The 22,772-nt window shown below is 58.1% G+C and carries 21 protein-coding genes and 1 pseudogene; 8 read left to right on the forward strand and 14 right to left on the reverse strand.

Annotation, left to right across the window (positions count from 1 at the left end):
• Nucleotide 1: 1 nt before the first annotated feature.
• From ACQY8Q_RS07485 to ACQY8Q_RS07500, 4 genes are read right to left on the reverse strand one after another with little or no spacing between them, the layout of a single operon-like run.
• Nucleotides 2-430, reverse strand: coding sequence for a DUF1178 family protein (locus tag ACQY8Q_RS07485; protein WP_428426034.1), 429 nt, complete (start codon nt 428-430; stop codon nt 2-4).
• Entirely contained in the window at nt 427-1,281 is an 855-nt protein-coding gene (locus ACQY8Q_RS07490; protein ID WP_428426035.1) for a carbon-nitrogen hydrolase family protein, read from the reverse strand. The genes ACQY8Q_RS07485 and ACQY8Q_RS07490 overlap by 4 nt, the downstream gene beginning before the upstream one ends.
• A 12-nt stretch (nt 1,282-1,293) precedes the next feature.
• Entirely contained in the window at nt 1,294-1,551 is a 258-nt protein-coding gene (gene grxC / locus ACQY8Q_RS07495) for a glutaredoxin 3 (protein WP_428426036.1), read from the reverse strand.
• Nucleotides 1,552-1,599: 48 nt separating this feature from the next.
• Entirely contained in the window at nt 1,600-2,388 is a 789-nt protein-coding gene (locus ACQY8Q_RS07500; protein WP_428426037.1) for a ComF family protein, read from the reverse strand.
• A 68-nt stretch (nt 2,389-2,456) separates the two neighbouring features.
• Here ACQY8Q_RS07500 and ACQY8Q_RS07505 point away from each other — a divergent pair, with 68 nt between their 5' ends.
• On the forward strand, nt 2,457-3,347 hold the full coding sequence (locus tag ACQY8Q_RS07505) for a methyltransferase domain-containing protein (RefSeq protein ID WP_428426038.1): 891 nt from the start codon (nt 2,457-2,459) through the stop codon (nt 3,345-3,347).
• A gap of 11 nt (nt 3,348-3,358) precedes the next feature.
• On the opposite strand, the gene ACQY8Q_RS07510 is transcribed toward ACQY8Q_RS07505, so the two are convergent.
• The 6 genes from ACQY8Q_RS07510 to ACQY8Q_RS07535 form a co-directional block, all read right to left on the reverse strand.
• Nucleotides 3,359-3,535, reverse strand: coding sequence for a Flp family type IVb pilin (locus ACQY8Q_RS07510; RefSeq protein ID WP_428426039.1), 177 nt, complete (start codon nt 3,533-3,535; stop codon nt 3,359-3,361).
• Nucleotides 3,536-3,676: 141 nt separating this feature from the next.
• Complete coding sequence (locus ACQY8Q_RS07515) at nt 3,677-3,997, reverse strand: hypothetical protein (RefSeq protein ID WP_426229500.1); 321 nt, start codon at nt 3,995-3,997, stop codon at nt 3,677-3,679.
• A gap of 194 nt (nt 3,998-4,191) precedes the next feature.
• Entirely contained in the window at nt 4,192-4,605 is a 414-nt protein-coding gene (gene mutT / locus ACQY8Q_RS07520) for an 8-oxo-dGTP diphosphatase MutT (RefSeq protein ID WP_428429701.1), read from the reverse strand.
• The gene (locus tag ACQY8Q_RS07525; protein ID WP_428426040.1) at nt 4,605-5,381 is read right to left on the reverse strand and encodes a GNAT family N-acetyltransferase; all 777 of its coding nucleotides are present in this window, start codon (nt 5,379-5,381) and stop codon (nt 4,605-4,607) included. Before ACQY8Q_RS07525 ends, mutT begins: the two co-directional genes overlap by 1 nt.
• Before the next feature lie 5 nt (nt 5,382-5,386).
• Nucleotides 5,387-6,628 carry a bifunctional glutamate N-acetyltransferase/amino-acid acetyltransferase ArgJ gene (gene argJ / locus ACQY8Q_RS07530; RefSeq protein WP_428426041.1) on the reverse strand — a complete coding sequence of 414 codons (1,242 nt, stop codon included), beginning with the start codon at nt 6,626-6,628 and terminating at the stop codon, nt 5,387-5,389.
• Between the two features lie 254 nt (nt 6,629-6,882).
• Entirely contained in the window at nt 6,883-7,749 is an 867-nt protein-coding gene (locus ACQY8Q_RS07535) for a peptidylprolyl isomerase (protein WP_428426042.1), read from the reverse strand.
• 229 nt (nt 7,750-7,978) lie between these two features.
• On the opposite strand from ACQY8Q_RS07535, the gene secA reads away from it, so the two are divergent.
• The 3 genes from secA to ACQY8Q_RS07550 all read left to right on the forward strand — a co-directional run bounded on the left by secA (nt 7,979) and on the right by ACQY8Q_RS07550 (nt 13,813).
• A complete protein-coding gene (gene secA, locus ACQY8Q_RS07540) occupies nt 7,979-10,690 on the forward strand; it encodes a preprotein translocase subunit SecA (RefSeq protein WP_428426043.1) in 2,712 nt (903 codons plus the stop codon).
• 448 nt (nt 10,691-11,138) lie between these two features.
• A complete protein-coding gene (locus ACQY8Q_RS07545; RefSeq protein ID WP_428429703.1) occupies nt 11,139-12,533 on the forward strand; it encodes a lipopolysaccharide biosynthesis protein in 1,395 nt (464 codons plus the stop codon).
• The gene (locus tag ACQY8Q_RS07550) at nt 12,530-13,813 is read left to right on the forward strand and encodes a GNAT family N-acetyltransferase (protein ID WP_428426044.1); all 1,284 of its coding nucleotides are present in this window, start codon (nt 12,530-12,532) and stop codon (nt 13,811-13,813) included. Before ACQY8Q_RS07545 ends, ACQY8Q_RS07550 begins: the two co-directional genes overlap by 4 nt.
• A gap of 24 nt (nt 13,814-13,837) precedes the next feature.
• On the opposite strand, the gene ACQY8Q_RS07555 is transcribed toward ACQY8Q_RS07550, so the two are convergent.
• Nucleotides 13,838-15,466 (reverse strand): AMP-binding protein, encoded by a 1,629-nt coding sequence (locus tag ACQY8Q_RS07555; protein ID WP_428426045.1) that lies wholly within the window; start codon nt 15,464-15,466, stop codon nt 13,838-13,840.
• A 142-nt stretch (nt 15,467-15,608) separates the two neighbouring features.
• On the opposite strand from ACQY8Q_RS07555, the gene ACQY8Q_RS07560 reads away from it, so the two are divergent.
• The gene (locus ACQY8Q_RS07560; RefSeq protein WP_428426046.1) at nt 15,609-16,925 is read left to right on the forward strand and encodes a calcium-binding protein; all 1,317 of its coding nucleotides are present in this window, start codon (nt 15,609-15,611) and stop codon (nt 16,923-16,925) included.
• Between the two features lie 36 nt (nt 16,926-16,961).
• Here the strand turns inward: ACQY8Q_RS07560 and ACQY8Q_RS07565 are convergent, their stop codons facing one another.
• The 3 genes and pseudogenes from ACQY8Q_RS07565 to ACQY8Q_RS07575 form a co-directional block, all read right to left on the reverse strand.
• Entirely contained in the window at nt 16,962-17,186 is a 225-nt protein-coding gene (locus ACQY8Q_RS07565) for a hypothetical protein (protein ID WP_428426047.1), read from the reverse strand.
• A gap of 436 nt (nt 17,187-17,622) precedes the next feature.
• Nucleotides 17,623-17,781, reverse strand: a complete 159-nt coding sequence (locus ACQY8Q_RS07570; RefSeq protein WP_428426048.1) for a hypothetical protein — start codon at nt 17,779-17,781, stop codon at nt 17,623-17,625.
• Between the two features lie 269 nt (nt 17,782-18,050).
• A pseudogene (locus ACQY8Q_RS07575) lies at nt 18,051-18,198 on the reverse strand (IS5/IS1182 family transposase); the annotation flags it as partial.
• Nucleotides 18,199-18,531: 333 nt separating this feature from the next.
• On the opposite strand from ACQY8Q_RS07575, the gene ACQY8Q_RS07580 reads away from it, so the two are divergent.
• The 3 genes from ACQY8Q_RS07580 (at nt 18,532) to ACQY8Q_RS07590 (ending at nt 22,252) form a co-directional block, all read left to right on the forward strand.
• Nucleotides 18,532-18,897: a hypothetical protein gene (locus tag ACQY8Q_RS07580; protein WP_428426049.1), complete on the forward strand. Its 366-nt coding sequence runs from the start codon at nt 18,532-18,534 to the stop codon at nt 18,895-18,897.
• Complete coding sequence (locus tag ACQY8Q_RS07585) at nt 18,887-20,197, forward strand: alpha/beta fold hydrolase (RefSeq protein WP_428426050.1); 1,311 nt, start codon at nt 18,887-18,889, stop codon at nt 20,195-20,197. Before ACQY8Q_RS07580 ends, ACQY8Q_RS07585 begins: the two co-directional genes overlap by 11 nt.
• Nucleotides 20,198-20,569: 372 nt before the next feature.
• A complete protein-coding gene (locus ACQY8Q_RS07590) occupies nt 20,570-22,252 on the forward strand; it encodes a DUF262 domain-containing protein (protein WP_428426051.1) in 1,683 nt (560 codons plus the stop codon).
• The last annotated feature ends 520 nt before the right edge of the window (nt 22,253-22,772 follow it).

Below are 22,772 nucleotides of genomic sequence, written 5' to 3' on the forward strand. Positions count from 1 at the left end.
GTCAGTTCACATCGTCGGGCAGCACCGGCAGAGCGGCAATCTCGATGCCTTCCTCGAGCAGAGCCTTGGCCTCCTCGACCGTCGCCTGGCCGATCAACCCGCGCTGTTCGGCCTCGCCATAATGGATCTTGCGGGCTTCCTCGGGAAACTTCGCCCCGACATCCTCGGCGTTTTCGCGAATGGACGTGACCAGTTCGCGGATCTTGGCCACCGCTTCCTTGCGGGCCTGATCCATCATCAGCACCTTGGTCTCGTCCTTCTTGCGGGCGGTCGAAACCGAAGGCGCCATCAGTTCCTTGCCGACAGTGGCCGAACCGCAGACGGGACAGGAAACCAGCCCGAGTTCCGCCTGGCGGTCGAAGTCGGCGCTCGAGGAAAACCAGCCTTCGAACGAATGGCCGTTGTCGCAGGCAAGCGTGTATTTGATCAAGCGGCCACGTCCTTGGAAGCGCTGGGCACTTCCTCCAGCGTAAACGCCCGGCCGTTCTTCAGGTTCGGAATTTTCGCCCGCGCCGCCGCAACCGCGCCAACATCGATATCGGCGACAACGATGCCCTCGCCCGTGCCGCCGGCCGACGCGAGAACAACGCCCCACGGATCGATGATCATCGAATGGCCAAACGTCTCGCGGCCGTCTTCATGCACGCCTGCCTGGGCCGCTGCAATGACGAACATGCCATTTTCGATGGCGCGTGCGCGCAGCAGGATTTCCCAATGCGCCTCGCCGGTCTGGCGGGTAAAGGCTGCCGGCACCGACATGATCTGCGCTCCGGCCGCAGCCTGCGCCCGGAAAAGTTCGGGGAAACGAACGTCGTAGCAGATGGCGCAGCCGAGTTTGCCGAACGGCAGGCTCACCAGCCGCGCGGTGCCGCCCGGCGTATAGGCAGAACTTTCCCGCCAGCTCTCGCCGTTGTCGAGATCGACATCGAACATGTGGATTTTGTCATAATGGGTGATCTTCTTGCCGTCCGGCCCGAACAAAAAGCCGCGATTGGCCATCTTGCCATCGGCAAGCCCGATCGCCGTCGAGCCGACATGCAGGTAAATGCCGAGTTCGCCGGCAAGCTTCGATGCCGCCGCAACGATCAGATCATTGCTCTCGTCACGCAGCGCCGCCTTCATCGCAGCACGGTCCCGCTGCAGCGCGCCGGTCATTTCCGGCGTCTGCACGTAGGTAGCGCCCTGTGCTGCAGCCTCGCGCACAAGCCGCACCATGGTCTCGGCATTCCTTGCCGGATCGACACCGGAACACATCTGGATCGCTGCGGCCTTGAAGGTCATGAAAGCGTCTCCTTACGCGGCAAGCATCGCGTCCAGCTTGCCGGCGCGTTCCAGCGCATGCAGGTCGTCGCAGCCGCCGATATGGGCATTGTTGATAAAGATCTGCGGGAAGGTCGTGCCGCCATTCGAGCGCTCGATCATTTTTTGGCGAACCTCGGGAGCATATGTCGCGTCATGCTCCTCGAACTTCACGCCCTTGGTTTCCAGAAGCTTCTTTGCAGCTGAACAATAGCCACAGAATTGACGGGTATAAATGACGACCGAAGCCATGAGATGATCTGCTCCTTCGCCGGCCCTGCGCCAGCATCACATACCGTGTCATATAAGACCGGACACGGCTCTTGCAAAGGTCAAAACGGTGACATCCGCCGCCCCCGCCTTCTTCAGTGCCCTTGTGGCAGCCGATACCGTCGCCCCCGTGGTATAGACGTCGTCGACCAGAACGATCCGCCTGCCAAACAGTGCCGCCTTGCCGGTCTCCGTCACCGAGAAGGCGCCGCGCACGTTCTCCTCGCGCTGGCTTGCACCCAGCCCCACCTGCTGGGCGGTACGCCGGTTGCGGATCAGAGCGGTGGCCAGAAAAGGTTTACCCGAACTGCGGGCAATCGCCCGGGCAAGCTCGGCGGACTGATTGAATTTGCGGCTCCACAGGCGAAAAGCATGCAGCGGCACCGGAACGACCGCATCGCAGGTCCCGACAGTGCCATCGCTGGCCCGGATCATCCACTCCGCCATCATCACCGCCAGATCGGTGCGGTCACGGTATTTCAGGCCATGGACCAGCGACTTGGCAATGCCGTCATGGATGGCGACGGAGCGCAGCCGCTCGAACACCGGCGGATTGGCAATCGCGTCGGCCGACAGGATACCGGTGCCGAGATCATGCGAAAACGGCAGCCCGAGAACCTCGCAATAGGGCCGCTCGATCAGCCGCAGCGTCGCCCAGCAAGAGGGACAGACGCCGCGATGGCGCCCGGTCATCCGGCCGCAACCGGCACAGACCGGCGGATAGACCGCATCGACCGCGCCAGCCCACAGCCCGCGCAGACCTCCACGCAAGCTCTTGGCCAGCCGCCACCCCGGATTTTCCGCCTCTTCATCCTCCATGAGGTTGACTTTACGGCGAGCCGGGTTTCATTGCGATCAGATTTTCGAGCGATCAGGAAAGCAAAGCCATGGATATCGTTTTCGACCAGACGCTCATCGAGGCCCGCCGCAAGCGCGCCTTTCGCAACGGCGATCCGAAGGCCCAATTCCTGCTGGAGATCGCAGCACAAGAACTGTCCGAACGCCTGAGCGTGGTCGAACGCCATTTCGATAAGGCCGTCGAACTGCACGGCTATACCGGCCTCACCGCCCGCTATATCGCCAACACCGGCAAGGTCACCGAAATCGAACGGATCGAAACCGATGCAGCTTTTGCCGCCACGGATGAAAAAGTCTCCGCCGCATCGCTGGAGACGGTGCCGCTTGCAGCGGAATCGGCAAACCTGATCGTCTCGCCGCTGTCGTTGCACCTCACCAACGATACGCCCGGCGTGTTCATCCAGGTGCGCCGTGCTTTGAAACCCGATGGCCTGTTTCTCGCCGCCATTCCCGGCTCAGGCACCTTGCAGGAACTGCGCGAAGTGCTTCTTGCTGCCGAAAGCGAATTGACCGGCGGCGCCAGCCCGCGCGTCATCCCCTTTGCCGACGTCCGCGATATCGGCGCGCTGTTACAACGCGCCGGCTTCAGTCTGCCGGTTGCCGATACCGAAAGCTACACGGTGCGTTATGCGTCGCTGTTTTCGCTGTTGAAAGACCTGCGGTCGATGGGCATGACCAACCCGCTTTCAGCCCGTAGCCGCAAGCCGCTGACCCGCCGCTTTTTCGTGCGTGCCGCCGAAATCTATGCCGAGCGTTTTGGCGACCCGGATGGCCGCATCCGGGCGACCTTCTCGATCATCTATATTTCCGGCTGGGCCCCGCACGAAAGCCAGCAGAAGCCGCTGAAACCCGGCTCGGCAAAGCAGAGGTTATCGGATGCGCTGAGCACGCGCGAACTGCCGTTGAAAGATGAACGGTAAGAGGGGATGTTTTAGACAGGCCCGGCGCCGATGATGGCATTTGTGATCGTCTGGAAGACGGCCAGCAGGGCATCCGAGAACGACCCCAGCCCGACCAGCATGCCGATCGAAATCAAGGCGGCCAGCAGACCGTATTCGACCGCTGTCGCTGCGGATTTGTCGTTCAGAAACCGGATCAGTGTCGTCATGGGCTCCCCAGCCTGTCCTGCGCATTGCCCCGCCAGGTGAGATCACCCGAAAAGCACGAATATGCGCACCATCGTTATCGGTCGGTTCCGACCCCGGCTGGCAACGAACAGGACGGCCGGGATATCCCGGCTCCAAGAGCGTCAGCAGCCGCTTTTGCTTCCATCACCGTCGATGATGCAGACGGCACCCGGCATTTCCTGCAGCACGCTGCGGCGCACGGTATAGCGCTTGGCCGGCGGGCTGCTCGGGATCGAGCCGGTCTGAATATTATCGTAGTCGATCGGCGCGTCGGCCAGCACCTTGTTGTCCGTCTTCGACGTCAGCATCGGTGTCAGGATGAGGGTCAGCGCAATGACGGCCGTACCGAACAGCAGCGACAGATTAAGCGCACCGGTACGGCGGCTCTGGGTCGTCACCAGATCCTTGTCCTGAACCGTTCTCCAAAAATCGTCGTCGACCATCGTCTGCCTCTTCGAATACGTGCGTTTCCCTGAAGCCGGCTCACGCACCACTTCACCATGTCGACGCCTATAAAAAACCGGCATCGGCTACGGGAATCATCCCCAAACCAATAGACACCGGTACTTACTCGAAGCTGATTTTGCGGGAGGGTGATAAATGTTCGATTAATAAAACAGAAATTTTGAGGATTAGATCAGAGCAAATCCATTAAGTAGGGGATAAGCGGCTCGTCGGCAGGCGGCATCGGATAATCCCGCAGAGCTTTCGGGCGAACCCACTTCACCGCCTGGCCTTCCCGGCCATAGGCGACGCCCTCATAGCGCCGGCAGACATAGAGCGGCATCAGCAGGTGAAAATCGTCATAGGTGTGGCTGGCGAACGTCAGGGGAGCCAGGCACGCGACCTTGGTGCGCACTCCCAGTTCCTCGTCCAGCTCGCGGATCAGCGTTTCCTCCGGCGTTTCGCCGGGCTCAACCTTGCCGCCGGGAAACTCCCACAGCCCTGCCAGCGACTTGCCCTCTGGACGCTGGGCAAGCAGGATGCGGCCGTCGCTGTCGACCAGCGCGCAGGCCGCAACCAGAAGAATCTTTCGGCCGGCAACATCCATCATCGTGCCCCTTCGCGCCGGTAGGCATACCGGTAGACATCCCTGAAGCCGAATTTGCGATAGAGCGTGATGGCGGCATCATTGTCGCTCTCGACCGAAAGCCAGGCCGTGCGGGCGCCACGAAGTCTGGCCCAGCGCAGCGACGCATTGACGATAGCACTGCCGACGCCCTGCCGCCGGGCGCTCTCGGCGACAGCAACCTGCAGAATACCGGCAAGATCATTATCGTGAACGGCGAGCGACACCGCGATCGGTCCTTCGTCCTGCGCCTCGAACAGAAACAGCCCGCATTCCGGCTTGATCGCGTTGATGACTTCGGTGAGACCCGCCTTGTCCTGGCTGCTTTCACCACAAATCTGCAGCCGGGCATCAACGAAACGGCCAACATCGCGCAGCGGCAGATGCTCAATCGATTCCGTCGTGTCGTTCGGCGGAATATCCGCCATCATCACGATAGTCTCGGAAAATACCGGCCAGTGATGCTCATCCATGTAGGCAATCAGCTGCGGTGGCGTCAGCGGCGTCTGGCGAACGGTCAGCGGCCGGCCATAGTCGGAAAAGCGCTTGGCGGCCTTCTGCAGCCGGATCTCGATATCGCGGCTGTCGGACGGATCGAGCGGATTGACCGAATTCAGCCGTTTGGAATCATGGCCCGCCGTCAGCCGGATCAGCCAGCTGCCATCATACTGCACCGACGCTGCGGGCCAGGCGCGAAAACCGACGGCTTCCAGGCGGCGCACATTCGGCAGATCAGCCTTCGAAATTGTGTCCTGCACTGCCATCAGCTCCGGTAGTCGCCATTGATCTCGATATATTCTTTCGTCAGATCGCAGGTATAGACAGTCGCCTTGCCGGATCCGAGACCGATCTCGACACGAATAGTGATATCTTCTTTTTTCATCACGGCCGTTGCAGCGGCCTCCGAATAGGTCGGGTCGCGCTCGCCATCGACAGCAACGCGCACATCACCGAACCAGATCGCCAGCCGGTCGCGATCCGCCAGTTCGCCAGCCTTGCCGACAGCCATGACCACGCGGCCCCAATTGGCGTCCTCGCCGGCAACCGCCGTCTTCACCAACGGTGAATTGGCAATCGACAGGCCGATACGCTTGGCAGCAGCGTCGCTCTCCGCGCCTTCGACTGTGACCGCAACCATTTTGCGGGCGCCTTCGCCGTCGCGGACCACCTGCAATGCCAGATCGCGCAGGAGATCGTTCAACGCTGCACGGAAACCATCGAGTGCCGGATCCGTTGGGCTGACAATCTTTGCCTGGCCGTCCTTGCCGGCAGCACCGGTGGCAAACAGCATCAGCGTATCGGATGTCGAGGTATCGCTATCGACGGTAACAGAATTGAAGGTCGGCCCCGTGCCTTCCGACAACAGAACCTGAAGAGCATCCGGTGCTATATCCGCATCGGTAACGACAAAAGACAGCATTGTCGCCATATCCGGCGCGATCATGCCGGCACCCTTGGCAATGCCGTTGATGGTGATCGCAACGCCGCCGATCTCGGCGGTACGGGTCGACACTTTCGGATAGGTATCCGTCGTCATGATCGCCTTGGCGGCCTCGAACCAGAAATCGCCGGTCGCCTGCACGGTCATGTCGCTGAGAACACCGGCAAATTTAGTCGCATCGAGCGGCTCGCCGATGACGCCGGTGGAGGCGAGAAAGACTTCGCCCGTCGAGCAGCCGACGGCTTGCGAAGCCGACTGTGCCGTGAGTTCGGTCGCAGCCCTGCCCTTCTTGCCGGTAAAGGCATTGGCATTGCCAGAATTGACCACCACGGCGCGGGCGATGCCGCCAGACAGATTCTGACGGCAGAAATCGACCGGAGCCGACGGGCAGCGCGACTTGGTAAAGACGCCGGCGACAGAGGCCGGTTCATCGAAAACCATCAGCAGCACATCGGTCCGGTTCTTGTACTTGATACCCGCTGCGGCGGTTGCCATGCGGACACCGCGCACGGGCGGCATGTCGGCGAAGGATTTCGGAGCAAGCGGGGAAACGGAACCGGACATGATCAACCTCAGATAAGAAAAACCATCTGGAACAGATTTGGGATAAAACGGGGAATTCCACCCTTCGTCATCCTCGCCCTTGTGGCGGGGATCCAGCGACCCGACGTCGGTCGGGTCAAAAGACTCTTCGCCCAAGGATTTGGGCAGCTGGATTCCTGTGATAAGCACAGGAATGACGGAAAGAGCTGGCAATAGCACCCCACCATAGCCTTCTCCCCGCTGCGGGGAGAAGGGGCCGACAGGCCGGAGACCGCTTAGTTGGCAGTTTCAGCTTCCGCCTTGTTGGCGTCGTCATAGGCCTTCTTCAGGGCCGGATCGGTAATATCGACGCCGGCTTCCTTCTTGGCTGCGGCCAGAAGTTCGATGTACTTGTCACGCATGACAAGCTGCTTAACCTGTGGCTCGACCTGCTCGAACGGCGGCGGTGGCTGCATGCGCTTGTCTTCGAGCAGAATGACATGGAAGCCGAACTGCGTCTTGACCGGCACTTCGGTGTACTTGCCCTTCTCGAGCTTGAAAGCGGCTTCCGAGAATTCCGGAACCATGCGGTCCTTGGTGAAATAGCCGAGATCGCCGCCGTCAGCCTTGTTCGGGTCGGTCGACTTTTCCTTAGCGATCGTCGCGAAGTCCTTGCCTGCGTCCAGATCCTTGATGATCGCCTTGGCTTCTTCCTCGGTCTTCACCAGGATGTGACGGGCCTTGGCTTCTTCCTGCGCAGGGATCTTGGCGATTTCCACGTCGTAGCGGGCCTTGACCTCTTCCGGCTTCACGGCGTCGACAACGTGCTTCTTGAAGAAGGCGTTGTGCAATTCGCGATCCGTCAGATAAGCGAGACGCTTCTTGAAGTCCGCGTCGTTCTGCAGGCCTTCCTTGTCGGCATCCTTGGCCAGAAGCTTGACGTCGATCAGGCCGGAAAGGGCTGCAGCGCGCTTCTGGTCTTCCGGCAGCTGGGCCAGCTGGGGGTCGAGGCCGGTCAGAGCGTAATCAAGCTCCGACTGGTGGATTTCCGCGTCGCCAACCTTGGCGATAACCGGATCGGCAGCGTCCTGTGCTCGTGCCGGGCCTTGGGCGGCCATGACAGCAATCACGGCAACCGCCGCAAGCATTTTGTATTTCAACATCCTCATACCTTCCACGCTGGTATCCGAAACCGCGGTCACGGCCGGCCTGAAACGTTCCACATCATCAGATTGTGGCCGTTCTGTAGCCTTGGCGTGCCTCAACTCCGTTGACATAATTCGACCCCCCTCTTATCTGTCACGCAACCTCGCGTCCAGAACAGTTCCGGGCGTTTCATAGTATTTCGCGGAAAATGACCGCGTTGGCGACATAGAAGAAAGGACCATTCTTATGGTCAGTCTCGGCGGCATCGCCCGCAAAATCTTCGGTTCATCGAATGACCGCCGTGTGCGGGGCTACAAAGCCAAGGTAGACGCCATCAACGCGCTGGAAGCTGAAACCAAAGCGCTTTCCGATGAAGCGCTGGCTGCCAAGACCGTCGAGTTCCGCAAGCAGTTCGCCGACGGCAAGACGCTTGACGATCTGCTGATACCTGCTTTTGCCGTTGCCCGCGAAGCCGCACGCCGCACACTTGGCCTGCGACCTTTTGACGTCCAGCTGATCGGCGGGATCATCCTGCACGAAAAATCGATCGCCGAAATGAAGACCGGCGAAGGCAAGACGCTGGTGGCAACGCTGCCGGTCTACCTCAACGCAATCGCCAGCAAGGGCGTTCACGTCGTCACGGTCAACGATTACCTCGCCAGCCGCGACTCGGCGACGATGAACCGGATCTACTCGTTCCTCGGCCTGACGACGGGCGTTATCGTCCACGGGCTTACCGATGACCAGCGCCGGGCTGCCTATGCCTGCGACGTCACCTACGCGACCAACAACGAACTCGGCTTCGACTATCTCCGCGACAACATGAAGTACGAGCGCAACCAGATGGTCCAGCGCGGCCACTTCTTCGCGATCGTTGACGAAGTCGACTCGATCCTCGTCGATGAAGCACGCACGCCGCTGATCATTTCCGGTCCGCTCGACGACCGTTCCGATCTCTACAACACCATCGACAAGTTCATCCCAATGCTGTCGCCGGAAGACTACGAGATCGACGAAAAGCAGCGCTCCGCCAACTTCTCCGAAGACGGCACCGAAAAGCTGGAAAACCTGCTGCGCGAAGCCAACCTTCTGAAGGGCGAGACGCTTTACGACGTCGAGAACGTCGCGATCGTCCATCACGTCAACAACGCGTTGAAGGCCCACAAGCTTTTCCAGAAGGACAAGGACTATATCGTCCGCAACGACGAGATCGTCATCATCGACGAATTCACCGGCCGCATGATGCCGGGCCGCCGCTACTCGGAAGGCCAGCACCAGGCACTGGAAGCCAAGGAAAAGGTCACCATCCAGCCGGAAAACCAGACGCTGGCGTCAGTTACCTTCCAGAACTATTTCCGCATGTACTCGAAGCTTGGCGGCATGACCGGCACGGCCTCGACCGAAGCCGAGGAATTCGGCAACATCTACGGCCTTGAAGTCGTGGAAGTCCCGACCAACCTGCCGATCAAGCGCATCGACGAGGACGACGAAGTCTACCGGACGGTGGAAGAGAAATACAAGGCGATCATCGCCGAGATCAAGGAATCGCAGGACCGCCAGCAGCCGGTTCTGGTCGGCACCACCTCGATCGAAAAATCCGAGCTTCTGGCAAAGATGCTCAAGGACGCGGGCTTCCAGAATTTCCAGGTTCTGAACGCCCGCTATCACGAACAGGAAGCATACATCGTTTCGCAGGCAGGCGTGCCGGGTGCCGTGACGATCGCCACCAACATGGCGGGCCGCGGTACCGACATTCAGCTTGGCGGCAACCTTGAAATGCGCGTCGAGCGCGAACTCGGCGAGATGGAACACGGCCCCGACCGCGACGAAAAGGAAGCCGCGATCAAGGTTGAAGTTCAGCGCCTGAAGGACATCGCACTGGGTGCCGGCGGCCTCTATGTTCTGGCGACAGAACGTCACGAAAGCCGCCGCATCGACAACCAGCTGCGCGGCCGCTCCGGCCGTCAGGGCGACCCCGGCCGCTCGAAGTTCTTCCTCTCGCTACAGGACGACCTGATGCGCATCTTCGGTTCCGACCGCATGGATTCGATGCTCCAGAAGCTCGGCCTCAAGGAAGGCGAAGCCATCGTCCACCCGTGGATCAACAAGGCATTGGAACGCGCCCAGAAAAAGGTCGAAGCCCGCAACTTCGACACCCGCAAGAACCTTCTGAAATACGACGACGTGCTCAACGACCAGCGCAAGGTGATCTTCGAGCAGCGCATCGAGATGATGGACGCAACGGACATTTCCGAGACGGTCGCCGACATGCGCCATGAGGTCATCGAGGATATAGTTACCAAGCGGATTCCGGAAAAGGCCTATGCCGAACAGTGGGATGCCGTTGGCCTGAAGACCGACGTGCAGAATTCGCTCAATCTCGACCTGCCGATCATCGAATGGGCAGCTGAGGAAGGCATCGACGAAAACGATATTCGCGAGCGCATCACCGCTGAAGCCGACAAGGCAGCAGCCGATCGTGCCGAGCGCTTCGGCCCGGACATCATGCTCTATGTCGAACGCTCCGTGGTTCTGCAGACGCTCGACCATCTCTGGCGCGAGCATATCGTCAACCTCGATCACCTGCGCTCCGTCGTCGGCTTCCGTGGCTACGCCCAGCGCGACCCACTGCAGGAATACAAGTCGGAAGCCTTCGAACTGTTCCAGGCTCTGCTGGCAAACCTGCGCCAGGGCGTAACGGCACAACTGATGCGCGTCGAACTGGTGCGTGAAGCAGCGGAAGCGCCGCAGCCCGTGCCGCCGGAAATGGTCGGTCACCACATTGACCCGGACACGGGTGTCGATGACTTCGCCGAAGGCGTCAACCTGAACTTCGTCGAGCCGGAAAACCGCAATCCGCAGGATCCGTCGAGCTGGGGCAAGGTTTCGCGTAATGAAGCCTGCCCGTGCGGATCGGGCAAGAAATACAAGCACTGCCACGGTACGTTTGAGGCCTGAGCGCCGAAAACTTGATTTTATCAGCAATATCGCTTATTTCTGAAGTGGCAGACGGGACTGCAATCCCGTCTGCCGTAGTCCTATCTTGAGAAACTGACCCGGACAGCTACTGACCAGCCTGTCCGGGTTTTCCTCAGGGTAAGCGTGACGCTAAATGGTTTTTGCCACATAGATCACCTCCAGATTCGACGGCAAGGCCGTTGCCTCAGCCGGGAAGCCCATCTTCCCGGTATCGCAAGCTGGTTTTACGCGCGCTGCTTCTGCCACCGAATACAACCGATAATAGCATATCGATTATTGTTGTCAGCAGCGTCAGGCCTGACGAAACTGCAGGTCCATGCACCCCTGTTGCACCCTTTGTTAACGCTGTTCTGTCAAGACTGGCAGCCTGTTTTGCGTAGTTTTGGGTATTTCAGTGTTCATCGCAGCCTGTCAAACCGCTGGTCGAATTTTGCCGCCCGCAATGAGGGACCGGCTGTCGCCGCTGCTTGAAAAGCTCATTCCTGTATTGACAAGCAACGATCCCAAACACCTGGCGCAGCGCATGGCGCTTGTCGCCTTTGCCATCCGCGTCGTCAGTGCGGCCATCGCCTTCGTATCGCAGATTATCCTCGCCCGCGTCATGGGGGAGTTCGAATACGGTATCTTCGTTTTCGTTTGGGTACTGGCCATCCTGTTCGGCAATCTCTCCTGCCTCGGATTTCATACCGCCATCATCCGCTTCCTGCCGCAATACCATGCCCGCGAGGCGCTGGCCGAAATCCGCGGGATGACGACGACGGTGCGCATCTTCGCGCTTCTGTCTGCAACGGTGCTCGCGGTTATCGGCATCGGCGGTCTCTGGCTGTTCGGTGAGCATATCGAAAGCTACTATCTCGTGCCGCTCTACCTCGGCGTCTTCTCGCTGCCGATGATCGCCCTCGGCGATGTGATGGATGGCACGTCTCGGGCCCACAGCTGGGCGTTTTCGGCGATGAGCCCGACCTATATCGTCCGGCCCATTCTGATCCTTGGGTTCATGATGCTGGCCGTTACGATGGGCGAACCGCATACCGCCCGCACCGCGATGATCGCTGCGATGGCCGCGACCTATTTGACCAGCGTCAGCCAGTTCTTCATCCTGACCTGGCGCCTGCGCCGGCGCTATGTCAAAGGCCCGAGCCGCATCGAATTCGGTACCTGGTTTCGCGTCGCGCTGCCGATCTTCCTGATCGAGGGTTTTGGCTTCATGCTGACCAATTCCGATGTCGTCATCGTCGGCCTCTATCTCGACCCGGCCAGCGTCGCGATCTACTTCGCCGCCGCCAAGACCATGGCTCTGGTGCATTTCGTGATGTTTTCCGTGAAAGCGGCAGCGTCGCCGCGCTTTTCTGCGGCCATGGCCAATCCGGACCGTCAGCAGCTGGCCGTCATCGCCATTGAGAGCGCCAAATGGTCGTTCTGGCCGTCGCTGGCCGTCGGCCTGATGGTGCTTGCCTGTGGCTCGTTCCTGTTATCGCTGTTCGGCCCCGCCTTCGTGTCCGGCTATCCGCTGATGGCCATCCTGTTTGCCGGTATCATGGCAAAAGCGCTGGTCGGCCCCGCCGAGGCCTTTCTCACCATGGCCGGTCAGCAAAAACTCTGCGTCGCACTCTATGCGGTAGCCCTTGTCTGCAATCTGGCGCTCAACGTCACGATGATTCCGATGTTCGGGCTGACGGGTGCGGCGATCGCCACGGCCGGCGCCATGTTCGTCGAGGCCATTCTCCTTCACGTCGCTGTCCGTCGCACCTTCGGCATCGTTCTCTTCGCCTTTGCCGACCCGCATGCCAGAACCATCAAAGCAGAGGCACCTCGCTCATGACCGGCAATCCCCACTTTCCAGACGACGCCAACAGCCGGTCGGCGCGCATCCTCGGCGGCCTCGCGCAGCCGGTGCCCGATCAGCCCGTTGCCGACAATACCATCGCCATCGGCCGCCCCGGCCGCCAGCTGTGCTTTTATCCGGCACGCCAGGGCTATGAGCTGCAGACGGAACTGGATTTCCTTTCAAACCGGGCGATGGAGCCGAACGTCTTCTTCACCGGCCGTTTCCTGGCACCGGCCATGCCACGCCTGGAAGACCGCGTCATCCGCCTGGCGCTGATCCGTGATACGGACGCCCGCCGCAGCCGCATCCGCTTCCTGATGCCGTTTTCGATTGAAAAGCCCGGGTTTTCGATCGGCGCCCCGATCATCCGCGCCTGGTCGAATCCGTTCGGCCCGCTCGGCGTGCCGTTGCTCGATGCCGAGGATGCGGCCGAAACCATCGACAATCTCTATGAGGCGCTCACAGCCCCGACGGCGAACCTGCCCGGTGTTCTCGTGCTTCCCGATATTCGCCTCAAGGGCAAGTTTGCCCAACTGGCCCGCGCCGTCGCCATTGGCCGCAACCTGCCGCTGACGGTCACCGACACCTTTAGCCGGCCGATGCTGGAAAGCCTTCAGGATGGCCAGACCTATTTGCGCCACGCCATCAGCGCCGGGCACCTGCGTGAACTGCGCCGGCAGTGGAAGCTGCTGGAACGGGTTGGCCGCGTCTCCTACAACGTCGCCCGACAACCGGCCGATATCCGCGTTCGGATGGAGGAATTTCTGGCGCTGGAAGCGAGCGGCTGGAAAGGCCGGGCCTCCACGGCCATGGTACTCGACCGCTACCGCGCCGCCTTTGCGCGCGAAGCGATCACTAATCTTGCCGAAGCCGACAGCGTGCGCATTCATACGCTCGATCTCGACGGGACGGCGATTGCGTCGATGATCGTCTTCATGATGGCGGGCGAGGCCTATACCTGGAAAACGGCCTATGACGAGCAGTATGCCAAATATTCACCCGGCAAGCTGCTATTGGCCGAATTGACGGAATGGCATCTCGACGATGCCAACATCATGCGCTCCGACAGCTGCGCCGTTCCCGATCATCCGGTGATGAGCCGATTCTGGGAGGAACGCGAGGAAATGGGAACGCTGGTGATCGGCCTCAAGCAAAACCGCGACCGCGACGTGCGGCAGGTAGCGGCCCAGCTCCACCTCTACCGCAACACCCGCAACATGGCGCGGCTGCTGCGCGAAAAAATCCGCTCTCTGGCACCCCGCGTCCTGCGATAGGCCGGAGTTCACCCGGAGAAGGGATCAGCGCTCAGCGACCGCCCTGTCGCGCAGGATGCGGCGGATAACCTTGCCGGAGGTGGTAAGCGGCAGACTGTCGAGAAATTCAATCTCGCGCGGGTATTCGTGCATCGACAGCCGCGTCTTGACCCAATCGCGGATATCGGCGGCAAGTTCCTCACTTGCAGCATAGCCCGGCCGCAGCACCACATAGGCTTTGACGATCTCGGTTCGCACCGCATCGGGCTTGCCGATCGCGGCCGCAAGCTGCACGGCCGGATGGCCGGCCAGGCAATCCTCGATCTCACCCGGACCGATCCGGTAGCCGGACGAGGTGATGACATCGTCGTCGCGGCCGAAGAAGGTGATGTAACCCTCCTCATCCTGAACGCCCTGATCGCCCGTCGTCATCCAATCGCCGATGAATTTTGCCGCTGTTGCCGCATCATTGTTCCAATAGCCGAGAAACATCACCGGATCGGGCCGGCGCACGGCGACCTGCCCGACGGCACCAACCGGAAGCACCCTGCCCTCTCCATCGATGATCGCGACATCATGGCCCGGCGCCGGCTTGCCCATCGAGCCGGGCTTCAGCACCCCGAGATTGGCAGCGGACGACAGGACGATGTTGCACTCGGTCTGGCCGTAGAACTCGTTGACCGGAACCCCGAAAGCTGCGCTCGCCTGCTCCCAGGTTTCGCGGCCGAGCGATTCTCCGGCCGAGCCGATGGTGCGCAGGTTAAGCTTGTAGAGCGCACGCGGATTGTCGACCGATTTCATCAAGCGCAGCGCCGTTGGCGGGATAAAGGCGTTGCGCACGTCCATCTCCTCCAGGATGCGGAAAGCCATGTGCGGATCAAACTTCTGGCCCGGTGAGGACACCACCGGAACACCGAGCAGCAGAGAGGGCAAAAGCGCATTCAGAAGCCCGCCCGCCCAGGCCCAGTCGGCCGGTGTCCACATCCGGTCGCCCGGTTGCGGCAGGAAGGCATGATGGAATTGAAAGCCCGGGATATGACCGAGCAGAACACGATGCCCATGCAGGGCACCCTTCGGCGGACCCGTCGTGCCCGACGTGTAGATCATCATAGCCGGATCATCCGGCGTCGTATCGGCAGGGATAAAATCCGGTGCGGGCGTTTGCGCAAGAGCTGAAAAACGGATCGTATCCAGCCCGTCGCCATCGACCAGAATAACGATTTTCAGATCCGGCAGCTGCTGACGGATCGCTGCAATCTTCTCATGGCCGAAACGGTTGGTGACAATGGCCACAGCCCCCGCATCGCGCAGCCGGTATTCCAGCGCCTCGACACCAAACAGCAGCGCCAGCGGCAGAGCGATGCCGCCAAGCTTGTAGATCGCAGCGTGAGCGATTGCCGTCTCGAAACTCTGCGGCAGGAGGATTGCCACGCGATCACCCGGCCTGACGCCCTGCTGCAGAAGCCCCTGGGCGAAGGAGGAAGATTGCGCCGCAAAAGCCCCGTAGGTCAGCGACAGATGCGCACCATCGGGGCTGAAATGCTGCAGGCAGACACGCTCCGGCTCGCGTGCGGCCCAGTCATCGCTAACAGCCACGCCGATATTGAATTTTTCCGGGATCTGCCAGCGAAAATCGCGGCGGAGATTGTCATAGGTATCGCTGATCGGAAGCATGTGCCCGCCGCAAGAATTTCGCTGCAGCGCACCTAACACTTTCGGCGCAAGGACTTCAACTAAGAGGTAAGCCGCCGGCGGATTGCGATGCTCCCGTGCGATATATTAAATTTTTTAATTCAAGACATTCAGGGGTCCCGACATGGCAACATTCACATCTTATTTTCCGGGCAACGTAACGCCGGATCACTACAGCCCCGCATTGCCAAGCTTCGACTACATGCCATTCTTCGATGAGATCGTCCGGTTCGACCAGGCAAATCAAACGTCGGCATCCGCAACGGCAATCAAGTTCAACCTGTCCAATGGGTTGAAGCTAACACTGGCGGGTACCGGCTTCACATTCGATTCGGCCGGCAACCCGACCGGCGGCACGCTCACCGGCATGTCCATTTTTCTCAACAACGGCACCACGAAAATGCAGGAACTGACGGGCCTCAGTGTCGGTCTCGAATCGTTCCATGATGCTATCGCGGCCTATGATCAATATGGGATGGCGCGGTTCCTGATGCGCGGAAACGACGTCCTTAAGGGCAGTGCCGGCGATCAGGACTTGAATGGCTATTCCGGAAATGACACGTTCATCGGGGGATCCGGCAATGACTTCGTCACCGGCGGTGAAGGCAAGGACACCTATGACGGCAATGGCGGAGCCTTCGATTCCCTCAATTTCAATGATGCCTATTACACCCCAACTGCATTTCGCGGCATCAATCTCAATGCCAGCACCGGCGTGGTGATCGACCCATGGGGCAACAGCGAAACCTTCACGCAGTTTGAACAGTTTCGCGGCACGCAATTTGCGGATATCTTTACCGGCTCTAACGTGAACGAGGAATTCATGGGGCTTGGCGGCCGCGATACGATCAATGGCGGCGGCGGTAACGACTCGGTGCTCTACCACCGTGATGACCGGCGCGGCGGAACCGGCAGCGTCACCGTCAACTTGGCAACGGGCAACGCGATCGATGGCTTCGGCAAGGCCGATAAACTGATCAGCATCGAAAATGCCCGTACCGGCAACGCCGCCGACAAGCTGACCGGCAGTACGGCCGTAAATTTTCTGAGAGCGGGCGCCGGCAACGATCTGCTGGCCGGCGGGTTGGGGAACGACCGTCTTCAAGGCGAAGGCGGCAAGGACACCTTCATTTTCGACACCAAGCTCAACGCATCGACCAATGTCGATACTATCGGCGATTTCGTGGCGCTCGATGATACGATACGTCTCGACAACGATATTTTCACGACTCTTGTGGGGACTGGCGTACTGACGGCGGCCCAATTTTATAAGAGCGCTGCCGGGGTCGCACATGATGCAAATGACCGCATCATCTATGAGACCGATACTGGAAAACTGTTTTACGACAGCAATGGCAATGCCAGCGGTGGCTCCGTGCTGTTCGCGACCATCGGCACAAACCTTGCCCTCACGTCGGCAGATTTCTTCGTTGTTACCTGACGTGGCATGCAAGCCCGTTCAACACAGAAACCACGATCAGGACGCAAACACAACCTCGCGAGCGCTCTGATCGCTCAATGCGCCAAGCAGTTCGTCCTGCGTTCTGTAGCCTGCAAAAAACAGGTCGATGACGGCACCGGCGGCACTGACGCCCTCCTGGCTGCGCAGGCGGACGCCCCGTTCGGCGCACCATGAAAACAAGGCGCCGGACAGCGCATCAACGTCATCGAGAATGGCGCAGGACGTAGCAGACAGGGACATGCTCGACTCCGTGATTGCAGGCAAAGTGTGCCGATGAGGGATTGATTTGTGCCAGACTGGGCAGCGCCGGACAGTTTTGCAATCGCCATGCCGATTGGCGGTTAACAGGCTGCTGCCGCTGTCCTGATTTGACGCATTGCGCCAACCATATCCACAACACCCACTCTGGACGGTTGTATTTTCAATTCATCAAGTTGTGCATGACGCGTAGGCTCTACTGATGGAGGCCGGATCGGCTGTATGCTTGAGACGAGAAGAACAGGCTGATGACCATAAGCGGATAGACAGCCGAGGGCTCCCTACATGGTCAGAACGATCGTTTTGAACCAAAGGAACGCCGGTCACGCAATGACTGACCCCGGAGCCTCTATCGTGACAGGAAGCTTGGCGACATGCGGCAATCATCAGCCTGAATACAGAGTCGGCCGGAGGCGGCTTAGCGGCGAACATCCTCGCCGTCGGCCTCATCGGTCGCATCCTCGTCGGAGGCTTCCGTCGTGTAGTATCCATCAGCAGATGCGCCGGCGTCGGAGGTGACGCGGGCGAAAAATAGCAGGCCAAAGAAGATGGCCATCATCATTCTCGCTATCAACATGCGATACACTCCTACCTCTACCGCCGAACTTAGTTGGCTCCCCAGCAACACACAAGTGTACCAATCCGATTTTGCAACGAGCGGCAAATCCCGCAGACGCGGTTTTGCAAGCGCGACGGCGGCAATACAATGATGCTTGTGAAGAAGTGGTGCCCCGTGCCGGACTGCCTAAAGTGAATCTTTCCAGTAACTCAGCAGCTTTCTGGACACATCCCCATCGTCAGCAATGATTACGCTTTTCGAAAATGTGTCCAGCCGCTATTTCTAGAATAGCCGATGATCAGCATCCGCATTATTGGCTCGGGATCAATCGAGGGGCGACCTGTAGCTGTAGAAAGGCTTCAAGTGCGCTCGTACGATCCCGCGCGGCATGTGGTCGGCAGGAACGTGATCATCAAGGCAGAAGTCGTAGAAGACTTGTGCCGGATCTTACTGACATCCCATCATCACTCAATCTTCCGCAAATCAATGCGACAATTGAATTACCACATCCCCATTCCGACAACGGTTTTTCAACAGTATACGCCAGAAGCAAACATGGCGCGAGACCGTTTCAGTCGAGGCCTCCAGAGCACATAATGCTGGAAATCGAGTAGGACCAGCGTCGTGTGTCTGATATCCCGCGCTCGTTCTTTTCGCCCCTATGGAGTGCAGCCTCCTAATAGTTCTGGCCCTTGCCTAATGACGCCATTGATTATGCAACTCTTATTTGCCACAAATTCCAACAGGATGTCGTTAACGGGGGTCTTGATGCTTCATCGACTAATTGTCCTGTGCGCAATCACCGCATTGCTTATCACCAGCGTAGTATCGGTAACTCAGGCCAGATCGGGGCTTCGTACTGCGACGCAGTACGCCGACGAAATGGAAAATCATTTCCGATTTTTGCAGAGGATCGAGCCGGGGGGTAAGATTCCGGTTTCCATTGAAAGCGAAAGAATTCCGTTGGCGATCTTGCGGGTGATCGGGGAACAATGCGGGGTTCGCATGGCAAAAATCAACGGCGTTATATATACCTTCGATGAAGATCGAACTGTTGGTTTTGCGACCACCATCAAGGAGTTGCACGCGATCATCGAGTCGAAACGGCTTCCACGTTGCTTTGATGTCAAGTGACAACGCGCGACCGCCAGAACCGCCAACTTATGTCTTGGTGCACGGCACATTTGGACGGGGCGCGTCGTGGACAATGCGCGGCTCGGCACTCACCACGGAGCTTCTGAAGTCTGAACCAGCCTCGGAATTCGTTTCGCTCAAGTGGACGGGTGACAATCGTTTTGCGGCACGGCAAAAGGCCGCGCGTGATCTTGAAACGATCATTGATGAGGTTTCAGTGAACCAGCCGATCATAGTCATCGGCCACAGCCACGGGGGAAGTGCGATAGCGCATCTTTTAAGATTGCGGCCTGATCTGCATTCTCGACTTTGCGGGATCGCATACCTAGCTACACCATTCATAGCGCTGCGCAAAAATGAGCAATTGGCCAAGCTGTGGTCGAGCTTGACGATTCTGGCAGGTTTATACTTGGCATTTGCCGTAGGCATTTCATCCGCATTACTTGCTGTGGCTTTTAGGACGTACGACAGCGATGTACTGACGCCAATCTCTCTTTTTGGCCCGGCTACATTCGTTTGCCTGGTGATCGCCATGACATTCCGTCGCTTGGGTTTGGCCAAGCAGTCTGTGGCCAAGTTGAAAACCTTGGTCTCTGACTACTGTGATCACAATGAGACCGCGTCGATCAAAGTCGATGCGAGGACTTTCTTCATAAGGGCCACCGGGGACGAGGCTACGTCACTACTCGCCTTTTTCCAGTTCATTGGATTGGTCACTTCAAGGCTCGGAAGCTTTACAGACAGGGCACTGGTACAAATTTATCACGCATTCGGGCGTGCCACGTCGGGATCGCTCGGCAAACTGGCTTTCGGGGCCTTGGTCGTATGCGCGCAGATGTGGATCATCCTCACAGCTCGATACTACGGAAATCCCTCCGAGCCGTTTTATCCCTGGTCGGTGCCGGACAACATCTACATTGATCTTATTGTCTGGAAGACACCGACCTGGTCCACGCCGTACGTGAGAGCATTCCTCTATCCGATAGCGTTCTTAGTAACCGCTGTGGGCTTCATGATGGTTATCGTGTTTTGCGCCTTGGTCGCACGGTTCCTACTTTCAATAATCTCTTTTCGGCTTTTCGGCGGTTGGGGTCTCAAGGAAGCAATGTTCATCGACTTTTCGGTCGAGCCACTTCCTTATGCGGCAAACACTCTTTTTCACGCCACTTGGCGCGCCGATGTGACAGGAGAATTTCTTCAGCACAGTCGAACTTACACTAACCCGGTCGCACTCGCGGCATTGAGGACATGGAGCGACGAGCGGCTTGCGATCTGGCGCGCGAACGTTCTCGATAAATAGAACATTCACGGCGAAGATCCGACGGGCCAGAAGGCTAGGGTCTGATCAGCGCGAAAAGCGATGGAAGCGTGCGATAGGGGACCTAATCGGCGCTCGTCTGGACGGGCTAACGCTACGATTTCGACTTCTCAAATCCGATTTGTGAATTGGAATGTCGGCTTAGGGCCGATGGGTCAATCATCTCGGCAGGAATGCGCTAACAGCGGACACTGCGTAAGCAAATCTCCGTGCGGTGCAATCCGAGGCTTTATACGGACCCAGAATTTCTATTGAAAAACATGCGCGACACAACATTTGATTGAGATATCAGCGGGAATCGCTCTACTGCTGTCAGACAAGGAAGCGCTTTGCTTCTCGTCGCCGGAGGCAGTAGTGACCAAGAAAATCAGTGGTGCAGAATATCCTCTTTCCAAGATCTTTAGCTCCGACTTTGAGTTCGTAATTCCATCCTATCAACGCCCGTATGCATGGACTGTCGATCAAGCTTCGGAATTGCTGGATGATCTATCGGCATTCCACGACGTCGAAGACGAAGAAGGATACTTTCTTGGCAGTATTGTCCTCATCAAGTCCGAAGGCGAGGCGCTGGCTGAAGTAATTGACGGCCAGCAACGATTGACAACCCTTACGATACTCCTCGCCGCAATCGCATGTGCTCACGACGGCGAGCTCCAAGATGAACTTAGATCTTACATTATAGAACCCGGAAAAAAAATTGAAGGTATTCTTGCGAAACCTCGACTTTCACTTCGAGAACGAGATACGCCATTCTTCAAAAAATATGTCCAAAACCTCCAGCTGGAAAAGCTGGCCGAACTGGATGCGTCGTCACTCGAGAATGAGGCCCAACGTAACATCCGGTCGAATGCCGAATATCTCCGGACCGAGATCGAAAAAAGGTTCCAAACGGTGGAAGACCTGCAGGCTTTCGTCTCGTTCATCGTCACACGCTGCTATCTTGTGGCCGTGTCGACGGCTACCCAGGAATCTGCGTTTCGTGTGTTTTCCGTGATGAATAGTCGTGGCCTTGATCTACAGCCAACAGATATCATCAAAGCTGACATAATCGGCCAGATGAAGGACGAGACCACTCGGGCAGAATACAACGAAAAATGGGAGGAAATGGAGGTCGAACTAACTCGGAGTGGTTTCAACGACCTGTTTAGTTACATCCGTATGATTTACTCAAGGGAGAAGGCAAAACGTTCGATCTTGGAAGAATTTCGGGTTCACGTACTCCCGAAAAACCCCAAGCCGACTGCATTTATCGACGACGTCTTGGACCCATTTGCTGACGCTTTAAGCGATATACGTGCGGCCTCATTCGTCGCGACTACGCATGCTGAATCCATCAATAATTATGTTCGATGGCTCCAACGGATTGACAACTCCGATTGGATTCCACCGGCGATGCTCTTTCTGAAGAATAACCGGCATAAGCCGTTGCGAGTGGCGCGGTTCTTCCAATTGCTCGAACGCTTGGCAGCGTACATGCACATAGACCGTTTCAATGTTAACGAGCGGATAGAAGTCTACGCGGGCCTGATCTCGGAAATCGAAGTCGGGACCGAACCAGATGCCATGGAAGCCCTTTCTTTTGACAAGAAGTCATCGAGGCAGTTCCGCAGCGCCTTGGACGGGGACATTTATAAGCTGACTCCGCGTCGGCGCAATTATTTGATTCTTCGCCTTGATTCATTCATTTCCGACGGCGCTGCCGTGTATGATCCCAAGGTCTTGACCATCGAACATGTTCTTCCACAGACAGTGTCCGAAGACAGCGAATGGGCAGAGTGGTGGCCTGACGAAGACGAAAGAGGGCGGTGGGTCCATCGGCTTGCGAATCTTGTTCCATTGAATAAAAAACGAAATTCCGCCGCTCAGAACTACAATTTTAAGGTCAAGTGTGAATTATATTTTTCGGGCACAAAGAACGTTTCATCCTATGCACTGACGAGCCAAGTTATTTCGCAAGTGGATTGGGCACCGAAGACAATCAAGGATCGGCAGAAAAAGCTGATCAATGTCCTCATGGAGAACTGGGAGCTCGCTTAGTTTTGAGCGCGGTCTTTAAGGGGGTGATTGCGCATAGACCTCTCGTAGTCACTAGCGCGCCCCTCGCAAAAGGCGGATAGCCGCTAAATCGTCTCGGCAGCATCGCGCCTTGAGCGTTCATGAAGTCAACGCGACAAAGCCGCTGGCGTACACGCATAAGTGCAAAGCCAAGAGGGTATCGCCGCGCCATCGGGGTGGATTGATTCCATCAGCATCGTCTGCGGCCAACTCAATAACCGGCCGGAATAATAGACGCCGGTAGCGGGGAACATCGGCGTAATTGCTATAAGGGGACAAGGATCGGCTCATTGCGTACCTGAGTCAAAGTCCCCTACAAGGCACGCCGCAATCCGCTCAAAGGCCTTGCGATAAATTTTTTTCGCACCCGCAATATGATGAATCAACTTGCTGAAAACCCTTCACAAAACCGTAATGTCTGACCCATTCCGAGAAGACGATAAGGCTTTCATCCGGAAAATAGGTATTGTCTTCCACCTGAAATGATACATTGTGGGTGCCT

Source organism: Pararhizobium sp. (genome assembly GCF_965279435.1).
Classification (GTDB): domain Bacteria; phylum Pseudomonadota; class Alphaproteobacteria; order Rhizobiales; family Rhizobiaceae; genus Pararhizobium.